Annotated in this window: 22 protein-coding genes; 8 read left to right on the top strand and 14 right to left on the bottom strand. The window is 70.0% G+C overall.

Annotated elements, in window-relative coordinates:
• Window positions 1-4 precede the first annotated feature (4 nt).
• Genes AC1RTC_RS05925 through AC1RTC_RS05910 form a run of 4 tightly spaced genes read right to left on the bottom strand, consistent with a single transcriptional unit; the run spans window position 5 to window position 4,566 of the window.
• Window positions 5-1,057, bottom strand: coding sequence for a Gfo/Idh/MocA family protein (locus AC1RTC_RS05925; RefSeq protein ID WP_493154550.1), 1,053 nt, complete (start codon window positions 1,055-1,057; stop codon window positions 5-7).
• Window positions 1,058-1,070: 13 nt separating this feature from the next.
• Window positions 1,071-2,060 carry an ABC transporter permease gene (locus AC1RTC_RS05920; RefSeq protein WP_493154549.1) on the bottom strand — a complete coding sequence of 330 codons (990 nt, stop codon included), beginning with the start codon at window positions 2,058-2,060 and terminating at the stop codon, window positions 1,071-1,073.
• A 1-nt stretch (window position 2,061) separates the two neighbouring features.
• Window positions 2,062-3,558 carry a sugar ABC transporter ATP-binding protein gene (locus AC1RTC_RS05915; RefSeq protein ID WP_493154548.1) on the bottom strand — a complete coding sequence of 499 codons (1,497 nt, stop codon included), beginning with the start codon at window positions 3,556-3,558 and terminating at the stop codon, window positions 2,062-2,064.
• Between the two features lie 6 nt (window positions 3,559-3,564).
• Window positions 3,565-4,566, bottom strand: coding sequence for a sugar ABC transporter substrate-binding protein (locus tag AC1RTC_RS05910; RefSeq protein WP_493154547.1), 1,002 nt, complete (start codon window positions 4,564-4,566; stop codon window positions 3,565-3,567).
• A 222-nt stretch (window positions 4,567-4,788) separates the two neighbouring features.
• On the opposite strand from AC1RTC_RS05910, the gene AC1RTC_RS05905 reads away from it, so the two are divergent.
• From AC1RTC_RS05905 to AC1RTC_RS05885, 5 genes are all read left to right on the top strand, one after another.
• A complete protein-coding gene (locus AC1RTC_RS05905; protein WP_493154546.1) occupies window positions 4,789-5,103 on the top strand; it encodes an L-rhamnose mutarotase in 315 nt (104 codons plus the stop codon).
• 57 nt (window positions 5,104-5,160) lie between these two features.
• Entirely contained in the window at window positions 5,161-6,189 is a 1,029-nt protein-coding gene (locus AC1RTC_RS05900) for a LacI family DNA-binding transcriptional regulator (RefSeq protein ID WP_493154545.1), read from the top strand.
• A complete protein-coding gene (locus AC1RTC_RS05895) occupies window positions 6,186-7,340 on the top strand; it encodes a GDSL-type esterase/lipase family protein (RefSeq protein WP_493154544.1) in 1,155 nt (384 codons plus the stop codon). Before AC1RTC_RS05900 ends, AC1RTC_RS05895 begins: the two co-directional genes overlap by 4 nt.
• Before the next feature lie 82 nt (window positions 7,341-7,422).
• Complete coding sequence (locus tag AC1RTC_RS05890; RefSeq protein ID WP_493154543.1) at window positions 7,423-7,875, top strand: VOC family protein; 453 nt, start codon at window positions 7,423-7,425, stop codon at window positions 7,873-7,875.
• Window positions 7,875-8,615, top strand: coding sequence for an SDR family NAD(P)-dependent oxidoreductase (locus AC1RTC_RS05885; protein ID WP_493154542.1), 741 nt, complete (start codon window positions 7,875-7,877; stop codon window positions 8,613-8,615). The genes AC1RTC_RS05890 and AC1RTC_RS05885 overlap by 1 nt, the downstream gene beginning before the upstream one ends.
• On the opposite strand, the gene AC1RTC_RS05880 is transcribed toward AC1RTC_RS05885, so the two are convergent.
• From AC1RTC_RS05880 to AC1RTC_RS05835, 10 genes are all read right to left on the bottom strand, one after another.
• Window positions 8,612-9,643: a phosphotriesterase family protein gene (locus tag AC1RTC_RS05880; protein ID WP_493154541.1), complete on the bottom strand. Its 1,032-nt coding sequence runs from the start codon at window positions 9,641-9,643 to the stop codon at window positions 8,612-8,614. The genes AC1RTC_RS05885 and AC1RTC_RS05880 overlap by 4 nt on opposite strands.
• Entirely contained in the window at window positions 9,640-10,527 is an 888-nt protein-coding gene (locus AC1RTC_RS05875) for an amidohydrolase family protein (protein ID WP_493154540.1), read from the bottom strand. The genes AC1RTC_RS05880 and AC1RTC_RS05875 overlap by 4 nt, the downstream gene beginning before the upstream one ends.
• A gap of 26 nt (window positions 10,528-10,553) precedes the next feature.
• Window positions 10,554-11,720 (bottom strand): mandelate racemase/muconate lactonizing enzyme family protein, encoded by a 1,167-nt coding sequence (locus tag AC1RTC_RS05870; RefSeq protein ID WP_493154539.1) that lies wholly within the window; start codon window positions 11,718-11,720, stop codon window positions 10,554-10,556.
• Between the two features lie 87 nt (window positions 11,721-11,807).
• Window positions 11,808-12,515: an SDR family NAD(P)-dependent oxidoreductase gene (locus AC1RTC_RS05865; RefSeq protein ID WP_493154538.1), complete on the bottom strand. Its 708-nt coding sequence runs from the start codon at window positions 12,513-12,515 to the stop codon at window positions 11,808-11,810.
• Between the two features lie 29 nt (window positions 12,516-12,544).
• Window positions 12,545-13,309, bottom strand: a complete 765-nt coding sequence (locus AC1RTC_RS05860) for an SDR family NAD(P)-dependent oxidoreductase (protein ID WP_493154537.1) — start codon at window positions 13,307-13,309, stop codon at window positions 12,545-12,547.
• Between the two features lie 2 nt (window positions 13,310-13,311).
• Entirely contained in the window at window positions 13,312-14,367 is a 1,056-nt protein-coding gene (locus AC1RTC_RS05855) for an alcohol dehydrogenase catalytic domain-containing protein (RefSeq protein WP_493154536.1), read from the bottom strand.
• Window positions 14,364-15,479 carry a hypothetical protein gene (locus AC1RTC_RS05850; RefSeq protein ID WP_493154535.1) on the bottom strand — a complete coding sequence of 372 codons (1,116 nt, stop codon included), beginning with the start codon at window positions 15,477-15,479 and terminating at the stop codon, window positions 14,364-14,366. The genes AC1RTC_RS05855 and AC1RTC_RS05850 overlap by 4 nt, the downstream gene beginning before the upstream one ends.
• 61 nt (window positions 15,480-15,540) lie before the next feature.
• Window positions 15,541-16,311: an SDR family NAD(P)-dependent oxidoreductase gene (locus AC1RTC_RS05845; protein ID WP_493154534.1), complete on the bottom strand. Its 771-nt coding sequence runs from the start codon at window positions 16,309-16,311 to the stop codon at window positions 15,541-15,543.
• Complete coding sequence (locus tag AC1RTC_RS05840) at window positions 16,308-17,438, bottom strand: mandelate racemase/muconate lactonizing enzyme family protein (RefSeq protein WP_493154533.1); 1,131 nt, start codon at window positions 17,436-17,438, stop codon at window positions 16,308-16,310. The genes AC1RTC_RS05845 and AC1RTC_RS05840 overlap by 4 nt, the downstream gene beginning before the upstream one ends.
• A gap of 6 nt (window positions 17,439-17,444) precedes the next feature.
• Window positions 17,445-18,374, bottom strand: a complete 930-nt coding sequence (locus AC1RTC_RS05835; protein WP_493154532.1) for a hypothetical protein — start codon at window positions 18,372-18,374, stop codon at window positions 17,445-17,447.
• 159 nt (window positions 18,375-18,533) lie between these two features.
• Here AC1RTC_RS05835 and AC1RTC_RS05830 point away from each other — a divergent pair, with 159 nt between their 5' ends.
• Genes AC1RTC_RS05830 through AC1RTC_RS05820 form a run of 3 tightly spaced genes read left to right on the top strand, consistent with a single transcriptional unit; the run spans window position 18,534 to window position 20,814 of the window.
• Window positions 18,534-19,553: an alpha-ketoacid dehydrogenase subunit beta gene (locus AC1RTC_RS05830; RefSeq protein ID WP_493154531.1), complete on the top strand. Its 1,020-nt coding sequence runs from the start codon at window positions 18,534-18,536 to the stop codon at window positions 19,551-19,553.
• The gene (locus AC1RTC_RS05825; protein WP_493154530.1) at window positions 19,550-20,575 is read left to right on the top strand and encodes a thiamine pyrophosphate-dependent dehydrogenase E1 component subunit alpha; all 1,026 of its coding nucleotides are present in this window, start codon (window positions 19,550-19,552) and stop codon (window positions 20,573-20,575) included. The genes AC1RTC_RS05830 and AC1RTC_RS05825 overlap by 4 nt, the downstream gene beginning before the upstream one ends.
• A complete protein-coding gene (locus tag AC1RTC_RS05820; RefSeq protein WP_493154529.1) occupies window positions 20,572-20,814 on the top strand; it encodes a lipoyl domain-containing protein in 243 nt (80 codons plus the stop codon). Before AC1RTC_RS05825 ends, AC1RTC_RS05820 begins: the two co-directional genes overlap by 4 nt.
• The last annotated feature ends 56 nt before the right edge of the window (window positions 20,815-20,870 follow it).

Raw genomic sequence — 20,870 nt, 5'->3', positions numbered from 1 at the left:
AGTCCTATCCTGCGCGGCGCTCGAACTGCCCGGAAGCCGCGCTGCGGTAGGCGATGTCCAGCGCCTCGACCACGCGGGCGCCGAGCTCGGCGGGGGACTGGTTGACGTACGCCTCGCCTCGGGCGGCCTGGAGCACGGTGTCGATCGGCCCGATGCAGTCGTAGGCGCCGTCGCCGTCGGCCAGCTCGACCTTGGTCTCCGACCCGTCGCGGAACAGCCACACGGCCTCGCGCTCGACATCAACGAGGAGCTGCCCCTCGCTGCCGATCGCGCGCACCTCGAGCGCGTGCTTGTTGCCGTTGACTCCCAGGTGCGCGGACCCGCCCGAGAGCACGCCGACCCCGCCGCCGTCGTAGTTGAAGACGATCGCGTCGTGGAGTTCGACGGGGGCACCCAGGGGCGACGCCATCGTGGCGAACCCGCCGGATGCCCGTGCGCCGGTGAGCCAGAAAGCGAGCCCGAGCGCGTGGGTGAGCTGGGCCTGGCCGTAGCCGCCGCCGGAGAGGCGCGGGTCGGTCCAGGTCCGCTGCTCGGGCACGGCCTCGGGGGCTGCCCCCGGGTACGAGCCGGTGTTGGAGAGCAGTTCGCGCGTCGCCGACGACATGTGCACGGTCATGTGCTCGAGGGTGCCGATGCCGCCGGCATCCATCATCGCCTTGGCCTTCTGCACCATCGGCTTGTAGTTCCAGCCGAACGACACCACGAACGCCTTTCCGAGCTCGTCGGCCCGCCGGGCGAGCCTCCAGGCGCTCTCCGGGTCGATCGTGACGGGCTTCTCGCACATGACATGGGCGCCCGATTCGAGCGCGGCGAGGGCGTGCTCGAAGTGCAGGCCGGAGGGGCTCGCGACGACCACGGCGTCGACTCCCTCGGCGAGCACGTCGCGGTAGTCCTCGGATGCCACGGCGAAGCCGTACTCGTCCTGGATCTTCTTCAGCAGCTCGGGCCCCTTGCGCGAGACGCCGACGAACTCGACGTCCGCGTGCTTGGCCAGGTTGGGCAGGTGGGATGCGACGGTCCAGCTGCCCGCGCCGATAACTCCGACTCGGATGCTCATGGTGGGGTCCTTCCTACTTGTCGCCGGTGAGGCGCAGGCGCAGCTGGTCGAATCCGACAGCCGCCAGCAGCAGCACGCCGCGCGCGACGTCCTGCCAGAACGAGTTGATGTTCATGAGGGTCAGGCCGTTGTTGAGCGTGCCGAGGATCAGCACGCCGAGCAGGGTCCCGACGATCGTGCCGCGCCCGCCCGCGAGGCTCGCGCCGCCGAGGATCACGGCGGTGACCACCGAGAGCTCCAGGCCGGACGCAGCGTTGGGGGAGGCGGCGCCGAGCTGGGAGACGAGGATGAGCCCGCCGATCACCACGGCCGCGCCCGAGAGCAGGAACCCGCCGAAGATCGCCGTCTGCGTGCGGATGCCGGCGAGCCGCGCCGCCACCGGGTTGGCGCCGATCGCGTACATCGAGCGGCCGAACACCGTGAACTTCATCACCAGCGCGGTGACGATGACCACGGCCGCGAACACCAGCACGGGCACGGGGATGTTGAGGAACGGCCTCGCGTTGCCGAGGTCGTTGAACCCGGGCAGCAGCAGCGTCTGGCCGCCCGCGAGCACCTGCCCCAGGCCGCGCAGGATCGCGAGCATGGCGAGGGTGGTGATGAGGGCGTTGATGCCGAGCACGGTCACGGCGAAACCGTTGACGATGCCGATCAGCAGGCCGGCCACGATCGCGAGCAGCACGCCGGTCGGCACGCCCCACTGCGCGGTCGCCCAGGCCATCACGACGCCGATGAACGCTGCGCCGGAGCCGACGGACAGGTCGAACTGGCCGGCGACGAGCAGCAGGGTGCCGGGCGCCGCGATGATGCCGATCACCGACGCGCTCACCAGGATGTTGAGCAGGTTGTTCGGCGTCAGGTAGAACGGCGACTGCGTGGCGAAGAAGATCGCCAGCGCGAGCAGCACTGCCGCGAGCACGGCGGTGTCGGGGATCCGGCGCCGGCTCCGTGTCGGCTTGCGGTCCTGGACCGGCTCGATTGCGGTGTTGAGTGGAACTGTCACGTCAGCCTCCTGCTGCAATTGTCAAGTTCTGGGCGGTGACGTTGCTACCGTCGAATTCTGCTACTTGCTGGCCGCGCTGCATCACGACTACCCGGTCGGAGAGCTGCACGGCCTCCTCGTAGTCGGACGTGACCACGAGCACTGCCTGCCCCTCGGCGGCGAGGTCGCGGATCGCCGCGTAGATCTCCTGGCGCGCTCCCACGTCGACGCCGCGAGTGGGCTCGACGAGCACGAGCGGGTTCGAGGTGCGCTCGAGCCAGCGCGCGAGCATCACCTTCTGCTGGTTGCCGCCGGAGAGCTGCGAGATCTGCTGGTTGGCCGGATCCGCCGACTTGATGCCGAGCTTCGACGACCAGCGCGCGTAGGCCGACCGCTCCATGCCGGCGGTGACGATCAGCTTGCCGATCGCGAGCCTGCCCCACGACGCGGCGGCCAGGTTCTCGACCACCGACCGGCTCATGAAGGCGCCCTCGCGCTTGCGGTCGGGCGGGAGGTACCCCACCCCGCGCCGGATGGCCGCCGTCGGTGCAGAGGGGAAGCCCGTGGTGCCCGCGATGTCGAGGGTTCCGCCCGTGGGCTTCCTGATGCCGAAGCAGACCTCGGCGACCTGCGTCGTACCGCTGCCGAGCTTGCCGTAGAGGCAGACCACCTCGCCCTTGCGCACGGTCAGCGATAGGCCGTCCACCTGGTCGTCCACGTGCAGGTCCTCGATGGTGATCATGGGCTCGCCGTCGGAGCCCGCGCCCGCGCCGACCGGTCGCGACACCTCGCCGATGTCGCGGCCCACCATGGCCTCGACGAGCTGGCGGCGGGTGACCTCGGAGGTGGCCGCGGTGAGGGCGACATCGCCGTTGCGCAGTACCTGCACGCGGTCGGCGAGCTCGAACACCTCGTCGAGGCGGTGGGTGATGTAGACGATGCAGACGCCGCGCTCGCGCAGTCGGCGGACCCACTCGAAGAGCCGGTCGACCTCCTGCTGCGACAGCGCGGCTGTCGGCTCGTCGAGGATGAGGAGCTTCGCGTCGTCGGCGAGCGCCCTCGCGATCTCGACGACCTGGCGCTCTCCGACCCTGAGGGAGCTCACCAGGGCGCCGGGATCGATGTCGACCCCCATCTGCCCGAGGACGTCGTCCGCGCGGCGCCGGAGGCGCCGCCACGAGATCATCCCGCCCGCTGTGGGCCAGCGGCCGAGGCTGATGTTCTCCGCGACCGTCAGCGCGCCGGCATCCTGGAACTCCTGGTGGATCATCCGGATACCGAGTTTGCGGGCGGTGCGGGGGTTGAGGCCGGGTGCGGGCACCCCGTCCACGACGACGTCGCCGCCGTCGGGGATGTAGTCTCCCGCGAGTATTTTCACCAGAGTCGATTTACCGGCGCCGTTCTCGCCCAGGAGGGCGAGGACTTCGCCGCCGACGGCGTCGAGGTTCACCTGGTGGAGAACCTCGACACCGCCGAACGACTTGCTGATGTCGCGCAATGCCAGGGTCAGCTGCGACATCCGGAGTTATCCGTAGTACTCGGCGAAGTTGTCCGCGTTGATGAACACGTGCTTCGTGAAGACGTTCTCCGGTACGGACTCGCCCTTGATCAGGGCGATGATGGACGGCACTGCCAGCTCGCCGTAGCGCTCCGGGAAGTACGCCGTGTCGCCGATCCAGTTCGGGTTGTTCTGGATGTCGTCGAAGGCGCTGGGGTCAGCGCCCTGTGCCACGCCGAACACCTGCTCGGTGCGCCCCTGCGCGTCAGCCGCGGCGAACGAGCCGAGCAGCATGTCGTCGTTGAGGCTGACCACGGCGATGCGGGATGCACCGGTGAGGGCGGTGAGCGTGTCGCCGAACGAGGTGAGGCCGCCGTCAATGGTGCCGCCGCCGTCCACACTGCGCTTCTTGTCAGCCGGGATGGCGCCGCAGACCGACTCGAAGCCCTCGATGGCCCCGCCCGTGCGGTCGAGGTTCACCTGGCCTGCTGCGGGCTGCTCCATCGAGACGAACGCGTCGTACTCGCAGTTGAACTTGTCCTTGAAGTAGTTGCCGAGTGCCTCGCCGGCGATCTGGCCGGCGGTCTTGTTGTCGGCGCCGACGAACACCTTCTCGCAGGGGCGCTGGTGGATGTCGACTGCCACCACCGGCACGTCCGGTCCGGCCGCGCAGATGGACTCCGCCGCCTTCTCGTCGACCTGGAAGTTGATGATGCCGTCGACTCCCTGCGTCTTGAAGTTCTGGGCGCAGGCCAGAGCCTTGGCGGCGTCGAGCTGCGAGTCGCAGAAGAGGAACTGGGCGCCAGACGCCTCAGCCTCCTTCTTGATGTTGTCCGACACCAGCTTGACGAACGGCACGGAGTCGCCGAGCGAGATGTACCCGATCTTGAGGCCGGCGCCATCGCCTGCTGCTTCGCCTCCGTCGGTCCCGCCAGTGCTTCCCGTAGTACAGCCAGTCAATCCCAGCACGGTGATGGCGACCGCGGCGACGAGCACACCGAGTCCCCCACTATTCCGTATAGCGCGCATGAATCGTTCCTCTCTGAACTGATTCTGGAACCCTTTCCAGTATTCAAGAATATAAGCGCCTGGGCGTTTGCATTGTCAAGAGCATCACGGCAATCGTTAGCAAGCTCCGAGGGTTTCAACGCTATATGCACCGGCCAACTGGAATTGATTCCGAAAATAGCGGGCCGTGGAGCATACTGTTCTGCAATGACGTGGCCGAGGGCCGGGATGAGAGGGTGCGCAATGGAGCGGGTCTGCTTTACTTTCGATCTCTACGAGGGTGCCGCGGAGGAGTACAAGCGGCGCCACGACGAGATCTGGCCGGAGCTGGTGAGCGTCATCGAGGCCTCCGGCCTGAAGAACTACAGCCTGTTCCGCCGGGGCACTCAGATCATCGGCTACGTCGAGGCCCACCCCGACGCGGCTACGGCCTTCGCCAAGGTCGCGGAGTCGGAGTACAACGGCAAATGGTCCGAGTGGTTCAAGGACCTCATCGTGAATCAGGCGAGCGATCGCGGCGACCAGCTGAGTTTCACCGAGGTATGGCACCTCGATTAGGCCATTCTTGAGGGTGAACCACGTTCGGGTTCGAACGGCCGAGGAGAAGTCAGGGCTATGGCAACGGAAGAAACGCGATCGGTAACGATCCACGACGTCGCGAACCTCGCCGGGGTCGCGGTCTCGTCGGTCTCGCGCGCTCTCAGCTCGCACCCGGATGTGAGTCCGGGGATGAAGGCCAAAGTCCTGAGCGCGGCGGCCGAGCTCGGCTACTCGCCGGACCCCGGCGCGCAGAGCCTGCGCAGCGGGTTCACCCGCACTGTCGGCTTCGTGGTGCGCGACTTCGCCAACCCTTTCTTCGGGGAGATCATCCACGGCGTCGAGGAGGCGCTCAACGATGCCGGGTACACCCTGCTGGTGACCAACTCGAGCGGCGACCCGGTTCGCGAGGTCGACAGGCTCTCCCTGCTGCGACAACGCCGGGTGGATGCCCTGCTCGTGTCGTCCATCAGCGAGGCCTCGACGCGCACGAGCAAGGCGGTGTCGTCGTTCAACCGGCCGATCGTGCTCATCGACCGCGACCCGCGGAAGATGAAGGTCGCGAGCATCCTCCTCGACCACGCGGTGGGGGTGCGCGCGGCGACGGACGACCTCATCCGCCTGGGCCACCGGCGTATCGCGATGATCACCGGAAGCTCCGCGATCCGGCCCACCCGAGAGCGCATGCGCGGCTACACCGAGGCCCTCGACGCGGCGGGGGTCCCCGTCGACGAGAACCTCCTGGCGTCCGGCGCGTTCTCGTCGACCTTCGCCCGCGAGACCACCGAGCGGCTGCTCGCGCTGCCGAAGGGCGAGCGCCCGACCGCGATCATCGCCGGCGGCGTGGTGACCACGATCGGTGTGCTCGAGGCGCTCTCCGAGCTCGGGATGCGCCTGGGGTCCGACCTCTCGCTCGTCGTCTGCGACGACCTCCCGTGGCTGCGCGTGATGCGGCCGCGGATCAGCGTCGTCACCCGCGATGCCGAGGAGATGGGCCGGCAGGCCGCGGGGCTCGCTCTCGAGATGATCAAGGGCGCCGAGCCCCGCTCCGTGACCCTCCCGACCTCGTACGAGGTGCGGGAGACCTCCCTCCCTCCCGCGGAATGATCGCGATCCCGCTCGACCGGGTCGCGCCGCTGCTGCGGGGCACCACCGAGGTCGAGTCCGTGCCGGGCGGCATCGCCCCTCTGCGGCTGCCCGCGTGGACGCGCGCGCAGCAGGCCGACGAGTGGATCGACCTGTGGGCGGCGCACACCCTCGGGGTGCGGCTCGTCGCCCTGACCTCGGCCTCCCGGCTGCGGATCACCGCGACCGTGACGCGGATGGCCCCGTCGCCGGGGGAGGAGCCGCTCTTCGTAGCGGCCTTCGTGGCGGCGGTCGGCGGGCGGCCTGTCGATACCGCGGTGGTCACGGAGGGGCCGCGCATCCTCACCCTCGCCGACAGGTCGCGACGGGATGAACCGGGCCCGGCGGTCTCGGTGGACCTCGATCTGGGCGCCGCCGCCGGCCCGCGCGAGGTCGTCGTGTGGTTCCCGCACAGCGCCGCCGTGGTGATCCACGAGGTGGAGGCCGACGCGGACCTGCTGGCGGCGCCGCCGTCGCCACTCAGGCGCTGGGTGCACCACGGCAGCTCGATCAGCCACAGTCTCGAGGCGCCGACGCCCCTGGAGACCTGGCCGCAGCTCGCGGCCGCCGAGCTCGGCCTCGAGCTCACGAACCTCGCGATCGCCGGCAACGCGCAGCTCGACCCCTTCGTGGCGCGCACGATCGCCGCCGTCCCGGCGGACATCGTCACGCTGAAGCTCGGGGTGAACGTCATCAACCGGGACTCGATGCGGGACCGCGCGTTCACGCCGGCGCTGCACGGATTCCTCGATCTCGTGCGGGAGGGGCATCCCGGGGCACCGATCGTGGTCATCACGTCGATCGCCTCGCCCGCCATCGAGACGATCCCCGGGCCCACCGTCAAGCGCGCCGACGGCAAGTACTACGGCACGCCGCGCGAGACGGCGCCGGGGGACGGCACGCTGACTCTCTCCCGCACCAGGGAGCTGGTCGCCGCCGCGGTGGCGAACCGGCGCGACCCCGACCTGTACCTGGGTGACGGCCTGCGGCTGTTCGGGCCGGGGGACGAGGGGCTGCTCTGGGACGGCCTGCACCCCGCCGCCGAGGGCTACGCGCTCATCGCCGCCCGTTTCGCGGCTCTCGCGCGGGGCCGGGCGGAGGGCATCGGCGAGGCGTTCGCGCGCGTTCTCTAGCCGCGCGCGCTTGACGGCCGCGCGTGGTCGACGATATTGTTGGAAACGATTCCAATCCCTTCGACGACGAATGGAGCCCGCCATGGCGCAGGTCACCGGCTTCTTCCACGCGGGCATCACCGTGCGCGACATGGACAGGTCGCTGGAGTTCTACCGCGACGGCCTCGGCCTCGAGCAGCAGTTCGACCGGCTGCTCGACGCCGACTACCTGCGGGAGGTGCTCCGGCTCGACTTCAGCGCGATCCGCGCCGTCTACCTGTCGATCCCGGGCGGCGGCGTCGTCGAGCTGCTCGAGTACCAGGGGATCGAGAGGCTCTCCGCCCGGTCCCGCCCCAATGACTACGGCGCGGGCCACCTCTGCCTCTACGTCGACGACGTCGCGGGGATGACCGAGCGGCTGCGCGAGCGCGGCGGCACTCCCCGCTCCGACGGAGTCGTCGCTATTACCAGCGGCCCGAACGAGGGCGCCACCAGCATCTACATGCTCGACCCGGACGGCTACGCCGTCGAACTATTCCAACGGAAGCAGGAGTGATGACATCCCAGAGAACAGCCCTCGTCACCGGCGCAGCGAGCGGCATCGGCTACGCCAGCGCCGTGCGACTGCAGCGCGAGGGGTACGACGTGCTCGCCGTCGACCGCGACCTCACCGGGCTCGCCCCGCTCGAAGCCGCCGGGATGCGCGTGCTCGCCGCCGACCTCTCCGACGAGGAGGCCCGCACGAGTGTCATCGAGGCAGGCCGCGGGGTGACCGCCCTCGTCAACTCCGCGGGGATCATCCGGCTCAAGCCGATCCTCGAGCTGACGGTGCGCGACCTCCACGAGATCTACGCGGTGAACGTCGACGCGGTCTGGGATCTGACCTCGCAGATCGGGCGCACGATGCCCAGCGGCGGCGCGATCGTCAACCTGAGCTCGAGCTCGGCCAAGCTCGCCTCCACCACCGAGGCCGCGGCGTACGCCTCGTCGAAGGCTGCCGTGCTCAGCATCACCCGGTCGTTCGCCTACGAGTTCGGCAAGAGCAACGTGCGGGTCAACGCCGTCTGCCCCGGCATCGTCGACACCCCGATGCAGGACCAGGTGCTCGCCAAGGCAGCCGCCGCGCGCGGGATCACGGTGGAGCAGCTCTCCGTGGAGCGCACCCGCAGCGTGCCGCTCGGCCGCGCCTCGACGGCCGAGGAGTGCGCCGGCCTCGTGCACTTCCTCGTCTCCGACGACTCCGCGTACATGACCGGCCAGGCCGTCAACTTCACCGGCGGCCTGGTGATGTTCTAGCGCAGGGCGAGGAACGCGGCAGGGTTCTCCACGAACAGCTGCCGGATGCCCGCGCTCGAGACCCCGTGGGCGCCGAGCAGCGGCACGAGGTGGCGGAGCATGTGCCCGTAGCCCCAGCCGCCGTACTGGCGCAGCCGCGTGCGGACCCCGACGTCCTGCGACATCATCACCTGCGCGCCGAACCCCTCGGCCTGCAGCGCCGCGATCGTGGCCACGCCCTCGTCGTCGCTCGGCGGCCACCGGCCGGGGCCCAGCAGCGAGTGGTCGAACCCGAAGAGGTCGAATGAGAGCTGCACGCCGGTTCCCAGGAGGGTGCGCAGCCGGTCGTGCTCGCCGACTGCCGTGCTCATGTGGTTGAGCAGCACCGTCTCGATCGGCAGGCCTGTCTCCGCGACCACCGAGAGCACGCGGTCGGCGTTGTCGCCCCAGGGGTGCAGGTGGATCGACAGCGGCAGGCCTGTGTCGACCGCGGCGCGGGCCGCGCCCCGCACTACCCGCAGCTCGCCCTCGGTCGGCGGGTCCGATGTACCGATCTCGCCGATCATGCCCGGGCGGATGCCCCCGCTGCCGTCCTCGTGGTCGGCGACTATCGCATCGTAAGTCGCGCTCTCCTCCGCGCCGGCAGGCAGGAACGCGCGGTGCGTCGCCTCCAAGTAGTACCCCGTGCCCATCACCACGTGCAGGCCGCTCTCGCGGGACAGCCGCACGAGGGCCTCGGGGTCGCGGTCGAGGTCGAAGGGCGTGGCGTCGACTATCGCGCCGCCGCCGAGCTCGCGGTAGTCGAGGAGGTCGTCGAGCACCGGGTCGTGCTGCGTGAACCGGTAGTTGTCGGGGTGGGCGCCGGGGTTCCACCGGCACTCGGCGGCCGCGGCGAGATCGAACTCGCCCGGGTCCGGGTCCGGAACGTAGCCGTGGGCGGCCGCGAGCGTGCTGCAGTCCATGTGCAGGTGCTCGTGGATGAGCGTCATGCCCAGGGAGGACGCCGGAACGTCCCCGAGGACGGTCCGGACGACCCCGCTCCCGGTCACAGCTTGAAGATGCGCGCCGCGTTCTCCGACAGGATCTTCGCCTGCTCCGAGTCGCTGAGCGCGGAGATGTACTCGCGGTACAGGTCCATGATCACGTCGTAGCTCGAGTACAGCCGGTCGACCGGCCAGTTCGAGCCGAGCACGCAGCGGCCGGCGCCGAACGCCTCCACACAGCCGTCGACCCAGCGCCGCAGCGACTCCTTCGTGAACTGCGGGTCGGTCATCCCGAGCCCGGAGATCTTGCAGGTGACGTTCTCTGCCTCTGCCAGCCCGCGGATCGCCGCGTTCCACGAGTCGAAGTACGCGTCGTCGCGGCTGCGGGGGAAGCCGATGTGCTCCAGCACGATCTGCAGGTCCGGATGACGCCGCGCCAGCTCGAGGGCCGCGGCCATGTTGAACCACTCGCAGTCGAGGTCGAAGGCGATCGACCGCTCGGCGAGGACCTTCAGGGATGCCTCGTACACCGGGTTGATCTCGCCGGAGGCGAGCATCGGCTCCGACGCGAAGTCGCGCACCCCCACGAAGTACGGGGACTCGGCGTGGCCGTCGAGCTGGCGCAGGGCGTCGGCGCTACCGAGGTCGGCGTGGGCGACGATGGTGAACGGCACGGGGGCGGTCTCGCGCATCCGGGTCAGCCAGCGCGTCTCCGCCACCGGGTCGTCCGAGCCGAGGGCGGCCTGGACGTGCACGAAGCCGCTCACGTCGGCGAAGCGCGACTCGGCGAACACGTGGTCGATGTCGTACTTGACCGACTTCATGCCGTCGATGTCGCCGAGAATGGGGTGGACGAACTCCTTCTCCAGCCACACCCACTTCATGCCCTCGTCGGGGGTCGCCATGTTCCAGAAGTGGACATGCGTATCGATAATGGGATGCCTCGTCATTGTGGCTTCCTTTCCTCGCGGTCGGATCAGTGTGCTGCGGTCGTGTCGTGGGTGAACTCGACTGTGTACTTGGCGACGTAGTCGAGGTCGAGCTCCCAGCCGAGGCCGGGGCCCGTCGGGAGGGTGATGTGCCCGTCCTTCAGCTCGGGCCGGTTCGCGATCACGTTATGCCAGATCGGGTCGCGCTGCGGGTGGAAGTACTCGAGGTAGGTGCCGTGCGGGATCGACGCGAGAAGGTGCGACGACGCCTGCGGCTCCTCGTGGTGGGCCATCTTCACGTCGTAGACGCTCGCGATCGCCGCCGCCCTGCGCCACTCGGTCGGTCCGCCCGACCACGACGAGTCGAAGTTGAGGTAGTCGACGGAGCCGGTCTCCATGAGGTCGCGGCATCCGGCCGCCGAGAACTCGCTCTGGCCGGCGCACACGGCCACGCCGGCGGAGAGCCTGACGTCGCGCATCGCCCTGCGGTCGTTCTGCCAGATCGCGGGCTCCTCGAACCACATGAGGTCGAGGTCCTCGACGAGCTTGCAGAAGCGGATGGCCTCCGCCGGGGTCCAGCCCTGGTTGGCGTCGACCGCGAGCTTGAAAGAGTCGCCGGCGGCCTTGCGGGCCTCACGGAAGCGGACCGCGTCCTCCTCAGGGGTGAGCCCGCCGATCTTGAACTTCATCCCCGCGAAGCCCGCCTCGACGAGGCCGTTGACCTCCGCGGTGATGTTCGCGTCCTCGGCGTAGTACCCGCCGATGGTGATCACGGGCACCTTGTTGCGGTAGCCGCCCCAGAGCTTGTACAGCGGCATCGACAGCGCCTTGCCCACGGCGTCCCAGATCGCCAGGTCGACGCACGCGGTGGCCACGAGGCCGAGCCGGCGGTCGCGCAGGATGTTCCAGGTCGCTGGGCGGGCGAGCTCCCAGCAGCGCTCGGTGGCGAAGGCGTCCTCCCCGATGAGCACGGGCTCGATCTCCAGGTGGATGATGCCGTCGATCTCCTCGAGGCCCGCATCCTCGTCGCCCGCGTACGCCTCGCCGATGATGCCGCTCGCGGTGTGGACCCTCGTGATGATCGTCGAGCGGTGGGTCATCCGGTAGTGGCTTCCCTTGTAGACCCTGTCCAGCGGAACGCGAACTGCGACAGTCTCGATCTTCACGATCGTCAGGTCGGGGAGCACCGGTACTGCCTGCTGATTGAGCGTCATTGCCAACTCCTAGTTACGTTTCTGGAAACGTTTCTATTGTAGTGCCGCGATAGTCGAGGATGTCAAGATTCCCGGGCCCGCGGAGGGCTAGTGGATGAGGAATCCGCCGTTGATATCGACCACCGCCCCGGTGATGAAGCCGGCGTGCTCCGAGCACAGGAAGGCGACGAGATCGGCCACCTCGCCGGGCTGGCCGAGGCGGCCGACGGGCACCCGGGTGATCAGCTCGGCGATGTTCGCGACCATGTCCGTCTCGATGAGGCTCGGGGCCAGCGCGTTGGAGGTGATGCCGTACGGCGCGTACTCCGTAGCGATCGCCTTGGTGAGCGCCATGACCCCGGCCTTCGAGGCGCCGTAGGCGGCCGTCGACTTGCTGCCGCCGGTGATGCCCGCGCTCGAGCCGAGCGCGACGAGGCGGCCGTAGCCGGCCTCGCGCATGTGGGGGAGGACCGCCTGAGCCACGTGGAACGCGCCCGTGAGGTTGACCGCGATACTGAGGTTCCAGCTCGCGGCCGTAGTCTCCTCGAACGGCTCGACGCGGAAGATGCCCGCGGCCTGCACCAGGATGGCGGGGGTGCCGAGCTCGGCGGCGATCCGGGCGACCCCGGCGCGGACATCCGCCTCGTCCGTCACGTCCATCTGCACGTTGAGGCAGTCGGGCACGTCAGACTCCCGCGCGTCGGTGACCGCGACCCGCGCCCCGAGGGCGAGGAAGCGCTCGGCGACCTTCCTGCCGATGCCGCCGGCGCCGCCTGTGACGATCGCGACCCGATCCGTGAATCCGTCCAACTGCATGTCTGCTCCTTGGTAGTGGGTGGTGCTGCTCAGTACATGAGCTGGCCGCCGGAGACGTTCATCACCGTGCCGGTGACGAACGACGCGGCATCAGAGGCGAGGAAGACGACGGCGCCCGCGAGCTCGTCGGTCTGGGCGAGGCGCCCGAGCGGCACCATGGAGAGGAACGAGGCCATCGCCTCGGGCGTCATGCCCTCGTTCATCATGGGCGTGTCGACGCCGCCGGGCGCCACGGCGTTCACCCGCACGCCGTTGGCCGCGAACGAGCGGGCGAGGCCCTTGGTCAGGGTCGTGACGCCGCCCTTGCTGGCGTTGTAGACCACCGAGCCGCCGAAGCCGCCCGTCCACCAGCCCTGGGAGGTGAAGTTGACGATCGCGCCGGGGGTGCCGGCGGCGCGGAGGGCCGCGTTCGCGCTGCGGTCCAGGAAGAACGTGACTTTGAGGTTCACGTCGAGCTGGAGGTCCCAGTCCTCCTCGGTCACGTCGTCGACGGTGACCGCACGGCGCAGCACGGCCGCGAGGTGCGCGAGCGCGGCGAAGGGAGCGAGCTCGTTGGCGCGCTCGAAGATGGCGGCGTGGCTCGACAGGTCGAGCAGGTTCGCCTCGAGGGCGAGGTGCGGCCCGCCCGGAAGGGATGCCGCGACCTCGGCGACGGGGGAGCCCGGCAGGTCGACGGCCACGACGTGGGCGCCGGCCTCGGCGAAGGCCCGTGTCACCGACCTGCCAATCCCGCCGGCCGCGCCCGTCACCACGACACTCTTGCCCGCGAGCCCCGCATCGTTGCGCCACGTCATCGTCAGTCTCCTTCGTTCAGGTAGTCCATCGTCAGTACCGTGCGCAGCACCGCGCCGGCGCGCAGGTCGGCGATCGCCTCGGCGGCCTCGCGCAGCGGCCTGCGGTTCTTCGTCAGGTGCTCGGTGGTGAGAGCGCCGGATGCCACGAGCGCGAGCACCTCGGCGATGTCCTGCCGCGTGAACCCGCGGCTGCCCTTGAGCGACAGCTCCCGCCAGATCAGCTCGGTGGCTCGGACCGGGAACTCCTCCTGCGACACGGCGACGAACACCACGCGCCCCCGGAATCCGGCGATATCGATGGCGAGCCTGTCCATCGCGGTGTTCTCCCCGACGCACTGCAGTACGACGTCGATCTGCCCGCCGGCCGCCGCGATGATCGCCCCGGGCCCGTCGGCGGAGTGAACGGCGACCGCCGCGCCGAGCTCGCGCGCCTGGGCGAGCTTGGCCTCGCCGCGGCCCACGGCGACCACGGTCGCCCCCAGGTGCCGGCCGATCTGCACGGCGTTGCTGCCGATCCCGCCCAGGCCCACGACGGCGAGCGTCTCGCCGGCCGCGAGGCCGGCCACGGCCGTGAGCGCGTGGTACGGGGTGGCGAGCGCGTCGGTGGCGACAGCGACCGACGCCGGGTCCATCGGCGGGTCGACGTGGATAAGAGTCCGGATGCGCCGCACCACGTACTGCGCGAACGCGCCGTCCACGTCGACGCCCATGCGCCGGATGCCCGGCCCGATGTTCTCGTGGCCGCGCTGCTCCCACACCGAGTCATCGGGGCCCTCGATGTAGTACAGGGCGACCTGGCGGCCCACCCACTCGGCGTCCGCCTCGTCGCCGACCGCGATCACGACTCCGGCGGCCTCGTGGCCGGGCACGCGCGGCAGCGAGCCGGGGCCGAACCCGCCGTCCTGCAGGAAGGCGTCCGACCCGCACACGCCGCAGGCCTCAATGCGGATGAGCGCCTCGCCGACGGCGGGGGAGTCCACCGGTCGCTGGACGTACTGGAGTGCAGCGCCGCCGGACGGCATGACCACCGCGGCGCCACTGGTCGGGAGGGCGGTCATCCGCTGCCGGGCATCCCGAAGACCGTCGGGTCCGGCAGGTCGACGACGTTGTGCGCCCGCGAGCCGAACTCGGTGGGCTTCGTGCGCCCGCTGCGCGTGTACATCTCCTCGGGAACCGTCGTCGGGTCCTTGAACATCGTCCACTGGCACTTCTGCCGCACCGCCGGGTCCTTGTTCGTGTCCGGGTAGATGGGCGGGTCGACGACGCGCACCGGGTAGCCGAACCGGTCCATGGGCATGTGCTCCATGAGGATCACGCAGTGGGCGCAGTACAGGCAGACGCCCTTCTGGTAGTGGTTCCAGTCGCGCTCCTCCTCGGAGACGCGGAAGTTGTACGGCGCCTCCATGCGCGCCGGGGTGCCCTCGATCCAGTCCCCGCGCAGAGTGCGGCCTCCCGATCCGCACGCGTCGAACTTGAGGATGAAGCGGTCGGCAAGTTCCTCCAGCTCGAAGTCGCCGTTGCGCTCCGGGCCGCTCAGGTGGCCGCGCATCGCCTCGCACGAGACGTACATGAGGGTCTCGAGGCCCTCGTCCCACGGGTGCTTGTCGATGTCGAACTTCTCGTAGCGCCACGCGAACAGCGGCACGAGGACGCGCTCGTACATCCGCGGGATCGCGTCGTCGCCGTACCGGCGGGCGGTCTCGCTCATGTAGAAGTAGGTCTTGTCGACGTCGCGGTCGTGGGTCTGCCGCCAGACCTCCTTGGCCTCGGCCATCAGCTCGGAGGCCCTCGCCGCGTCGTGCGCCTCGGCGGAGGCGACTACCGAGGCGATGAGCTCCTTGAACTTCTCCCACATCGCGAAGGTGTTGAACTGCGAGCCGTCCGGCAGCGGGGTGAGGTCGATGAGGGTCTGGCGGATCCGCTCGAGGTCCTCGGCCGACGTGCCCTCGTCCCGCAGGAAGCCCTCCAGATCGGCGAGCCACTGCCGGTAGAGCTGCCAGCACACCGCTGCCTCGTCGACGAAGTAGGAGGCGAGCTCGGCGGCGTTCGACCAGTCCTCGGAGGCGAGCGCGTCGAGGATCAGGTCGTAGGTGGCGACCTTCTGGTCTTGCCAGCTGCCCAGTCGCACCCGCCGCTGCAGGATGTCAGAGAACCCCATCGTGTCTGTCATGGGAGCGACGATAGTGCCTGGGCGCGCGGGCTGCAATGATTACTGGAAAGGATTCTAGGAATTAGTACATCAGCAGTCCGCCGGAGACGTTGACGGTCGCCCCCGAGACAAAACTCGCGTGCGTCGAGGCGAGGAACACGGCGACCGCCGCGACCTCCTCGGCCGTCCCCATCCGCTCGAGCGGGCAGTTCGCGACCACCGCGGCCATCGCCTCGGGGGTGTTCTCCTTGTGCTGCATGGCCGTGGCGATCTGCCCCGGCGAGATCGCGTTGACGGTGATTCCCGCCGGGCCCAGGCGGCGCGCGAACCCCTTCGTCATCGTCACCACGCCGCCCTTCGACGCCGCGTAGACGTCGCTGTCGATCATCGGCCCGGTCATCCACGCGGCGGAGGTGAAGTTGATGATCCGGCCGCCCCTGCCGCCGGCGGTCAGCAGTTCGCCCACCGCCCGGTTGAGCCAGAACGTCGCCTTGAGGTTCACGTCGAGCTGGGCATCCCAGGTCTCCTCCGTCACGTCCGCCGGCGCCTGCCGCCGTAGGAACGCCGCGGCGTGCACCAGCCCCCAGAGGCTCTCGAGACGCCCCGCGGCCTGCCGTACCGCGGCGTCGAGCGTGCCAGTGTCCGCGAGGTCGAGGGGCAGCGGGACATGGTCGTCGCGACCGGGCAGGGATGCCACGGCCTCGTCCAGCGCGGGGCCGGGGAGGTCGACGGCGCAGACCTGGGCCCCGGCCTCCGCCAGGGCGCGGGCCGTCGCCCCGCCGATACCGCCCGCGGCGCCGGTGACGATCACACCCGCGCCCTCGAGCCCCGCACCGAGCAGCGCGGCCGTCATGAGAGCGCGTAGTGCTGGAGGACGGCGAGCTCGGGCACCACGCCGATGCCCGGGCCGCGGGGCACCGCGACCATCCCGTCGACGGCGCGGATCGGCTCGGCGACCAGCTCGTCCTGCATGGGGTTGGGGTCCGGCTTGAGCTCCTGCAGCAGCACCCGGTCGCTCGTCGCCGAGAGGGCGATCGAGACGGCAGTGTTGACGGCACTCGACCAGGCGTGCGAGTTGAACCAGCGGTGCTCGCGCTCGACGACGGAGAGCACCCGGAGCGCGCCGGTGACGCCGCCTGCCCGGCCCACGTCGCAGCCGACGACGTCGATCATCCCGTCGGCGAGGGCGTTCTCGTAGCCGTGCACGTCCCACTCCCGCTCGCCCCCGGCGATGAGGCACCCGACCTGCTGCCGCAGCGCCCTCAGCTCGTCCGAGTGGTCGGGCTCGAACGGCTCCTCGATCCACTTCAGCCCGTACTGCTCGAAGCCGCGGACGCGGGCGATCGCGTCATCCAGGGTCCAGGTGATCTTCTTTCCCCGGTCGAGCATGATCATCGCGTCGGGCCCGGCGGCCTCGCGCAGCAGCCGCATGAACTCGATGTCGCGATCGACCTCGTAGCCGATGTGGGTGTCGCCCCGCTTGCCCATGCCGATCTTGAAGCCCTTGAACCCGCTCTCGGTGACGTACCGGCCGTGGCGCTCGGCCTCGACCTCGAGCGACGGGTCGAAGGCGTGAGTGGAGGCGATGGTGGGCAGCGAGGGGACCCGCGCGCCGCCCAGGAGGTCGACGAGCGGCAGCCCGGCCAGGCGGGCCTTGAGGTCCCACAGGGCGATGTCGATGGCCGACAGCGCGAACGAGAAGATGCCGCCGCGGTGGCCGTACCACCAGGCCTCGTTCTGCAGCTCGTGCCAGAGGGCGACGTTCGCGAGCGGGTCGCGGCCGACCAGGAGCTCGCGCACGGACTCGACCATGATCGCGGTCGCGGCGGTGGCGCCGGGGAACATCGTCACCGCCTCGCCCCAGCCCTCGACGCCGTCCGAGCTGCGGATGCGCACGAAGGTGAGGCAGCGCAGTGCGCCGGAGTCGTTGGGCTCCGGGTACTGCACGGGGAAGACGTCTACTGCGGTGATCGTGGACATGGGTGCCTATCTTGTCGGTGGATTGAGGCGGAGGCGGAGGCGCGGGTGCGCCGGCTCGAGGTCGGCGACGGTGAGCCACCCCGGCGGCGCGGCGATGACACGGTCCACCGAGTTGGCGATGAGGGACTGCGAGCCCGACTGCGAGCTGATGCCGGGGTCGATCGTGCACGTCAAGGGCGCTCCCGACGACGAGGAGACCGCGATGGTGTCGCGCACCACGAGCCCGGCCGAGGCGGGAGTGAGGTGGCCGACGAAGCGGGCGCGGAACCAGTCCTCGCCCGCCACCACGGCCGTGTACTCCTGCACGAAGCCGACGGTGAGTCCGGCATGCGTCAGCGGCTCGATGCTCGTGGCGATGTGATCGATGCCCACCCCCAGGGCCGCGGCGACGATCGACATCGACTGGGGGAACCCGGCATGGCCCAGGATGCTCGCGCTCTCGATGCCTGCCGCGAAGTCCGACGCCGAGACGCCGAGACCGAGGCGCGCCCGCACCGCCGGGCCGAACCCGGAGACGTCGACCGTGCGCTCGACGGCGATCGCGGTGGGCGACTCCACGGCGCCGAGCAGGGTGAGCACGAGGGCGTCGAACACGAAGCCGGGGTTGAGGCCGCAGCCGAGCACGGTCACGCCGCGCTCGAGGGCGAGCGAGTGCAGCCGATCGGCGAGGATGCTGTCGACCGCCCAGGGATAGGCGCACTCCTCGGCCGACACGATCACGTTGGATCCGGCGCGGACCGCGGCCTCGATGTCGTCGGCGACGTCCGCCAGCAGCGTCGTGGTGGCCACGACGACCACGTGCGCTCCGGATGCCGCGGCCTCCGGGATCCGGGACCGGGGAGTGGGCCCGGCCACCCGGATGTCTGCGCGGAGGGCGAGCTGCCGAGCGACGCCCCGGGCGAGCTGGCCGCTCCCGAGTATCGCGACCTCGATCACGCCACCGGCTCCCGTCGCCTGGAGGACCTTCGTCCTCGAATCGTTTCCAGAACTCTAGCCACCTCGTCGCCGCCGGGTCAACGGCAGGAGCGCCGATCAGTTGACGCACCCCGGGCCGGGGCATATCCTCGAAACGATTCCAGTAACGAAAGGGACGATGTGGTCACTCAGATGCGCTTCCGGCAGGCGATAGTCGCCGCGCTCGAAGACGAGATGGATTCCGACCCGAGCGTGATGCTGATGGGGGAGGACATCGCGGTCGCCGGCGGCCCCTTCAAGACCTCCGAGGGGCTGCTCGAGAAGTTCGGGCCCAACCGCGTGCGAGACACCCCGATCTCGGAGATGGCGTTCACCGGCGCGGGCGTCGGCGCGGCCATCGCGGGCATCCGGCCGGTCATCGAGATCATGTTCATGGAGTTCCTCGGGGTCGCCCTCGACCAGCTCGTGACGGGCGCCGCGAAGATGCACTACCTCAGCAAGGGCGCGGTCTCCGTGCCGCTCACGGTGCGGGCCTCGGTCGGCAGCGGCACCGGGTTCGGCTCGCAGCACAGCCAGACCCTCGAGAACTGGGTCACGGCCACCCCCGGCCTGACCGTCGTGACCATGAGCACCCCGCAGAACGCCTACGGCATCCTGCGGGCGGCCATCCAGTCTCCCGGCCCGACGATGGTGCTGGAGCCCAGGAACCTCTACGCGGTCCGCGGCGAGGTACAGCGAGGTGCTGCCGGCCTGGTGCAGCTCGGCCGGGCCGAAGTCGTCCGGAAGGGCAGTGCCGTCACCATCGTCACGATGGGCCAGATGCGCACGGCCGTGCTCGAGGCCGTCGAGGCGTCCGGCATCGACGCTGAGGTCGTCGACCTCATCACCCTCGCCCCCTGGGACCGCGAGACGGTCCTCGAGTCGGTGGCCAAGACGCACCGGCTGGTCGTCGTCGAGGAGGCGCCCGAGTCCGGCGGCTGGGGCAGCGAGATCGTGGCGGCCGTCACGCGAGAGCTGTTCTCGAGCCTGTCTGCAGCGCCGTTCCGCATCACCACGCCGAACGTCCCCGTGCCCTACAGCAAGGCGCTGGAGAGCCGGTACCTGCCGCAGCCGGCCGAGATCGCCCGCCAGCTCGGCGAGTACCAGTCCACCGGCACCGTCCCCGCCCCCTGGTGGGTCCTCGAAGGGTTGAGCAAGTGACCACTACCGCACTGTCCACCTCGCGCACCTCGGTCGAGCGCCGGCGCGTGCTCGCCGACGACGCGATGGCGCGCCTCGAGCGCATGATGGAGATCCGCGGGTTCGAGGAGCGCCTCAATGCGCTCTTCGCGACCGGCGCCATCCACGGCACCACCCACCTGGCCATGGGGCAGGAGGCGCTCGCCGTGAGCCTGGCCGCGGAGCTGCGCCCCACGGACCTCGTGACCGCGACCTACCGGGGCCACGCCATGGCCCTCGCCCTCGGGATGAGCCCCCGCGCGGTGCTCGCCGAGATCATGGGCAAGTCGGAGGGCTCGACGGGCGGCCTCGGGGGCTCGATGCACGTCAGCGACGACGACATCGGCCTGCTGCCCACCTTCGCCATCGTGGGCGCGGGCCTGCCGGTGGCGGCCGGCGCGGCGCTCGCCTTCCAGTACCGCGCGGAGGACCGCGTGGCCGTGGCGGTGTTCGGCGACGGCGCGACCAATATCGGCGCGTTCCACGAGGCGCTCAACCTCGCTGCGATCTGGAAGCTGCCGGTCGTCTTCCTCTGCGACAACAACGTGTACGGCGAGTACAGCCGCATCAACCTGACCACGCCCATCGAAGACCTGCACCTGCGCGCCGCGTCCTACGCGATGCCCGCGGAGGTCGTCGACGGCATGGATGTCACGGCGGCCCGTGGTGCGATCGCCAGGGCCGTCGAGCGTGCCCGCACCGGCGGCGGCCCGACGCTCGTCGAGGCGAAGACCTACCGGTTCGCCGGCCACTCGCGGGCGGACACGGCGCCCTACCGACCGGCGGGGGAGCTCGAGTACTGGCTCGAGCGCGACCCGGTGAAGCTCGCGCGGGAGGCCCTCGTCGCCGAGGGCGCTGCGCCGGAGCAGCTCGCCGAGCTCGAGGCCTCGGTGGGCGCCGCACTCGATGCCGTCATCGAGACCGTGCAGCAGCTGCCCGATCCGGCAGTCACCGACATGTTCAACAACATCTGGACGCCCAGTACCCGAAAGGCAGGCTCATGAGCGAGGCGCGCGTGGTTATGCCACGAGTATCCGAGGCCATCGACGACTCCTACGTCGTCGAGTGGATGGTCGCTGTCGGCGAGACCGTGGCGGAGGGGCAGGTGCTCCTCCGGGTCGAGACCGACAAGGCGATCGTCGACATCCCGAGCACCGCGAGCGGCCGCCTCGTGCAGCAGCTCGCCGGGGTCGACGACGAGATCCACACCGGCAACGACGTGGCGGTCGTCGAGACGGACTAGGGCGGCGGAATGGCCGGGCGTGCGGCAGGGTTGATCCTGCAACACGAACCGAGGAG

It is taken from the genome of Rhodoglobus sp. GW821-FHT12B09, from assembly GCF_058809925.1.
Note: the sequence above shows the minus strand (reverse complement) of the source record. Positions and strands in the feature narration are given on the sequence as shown.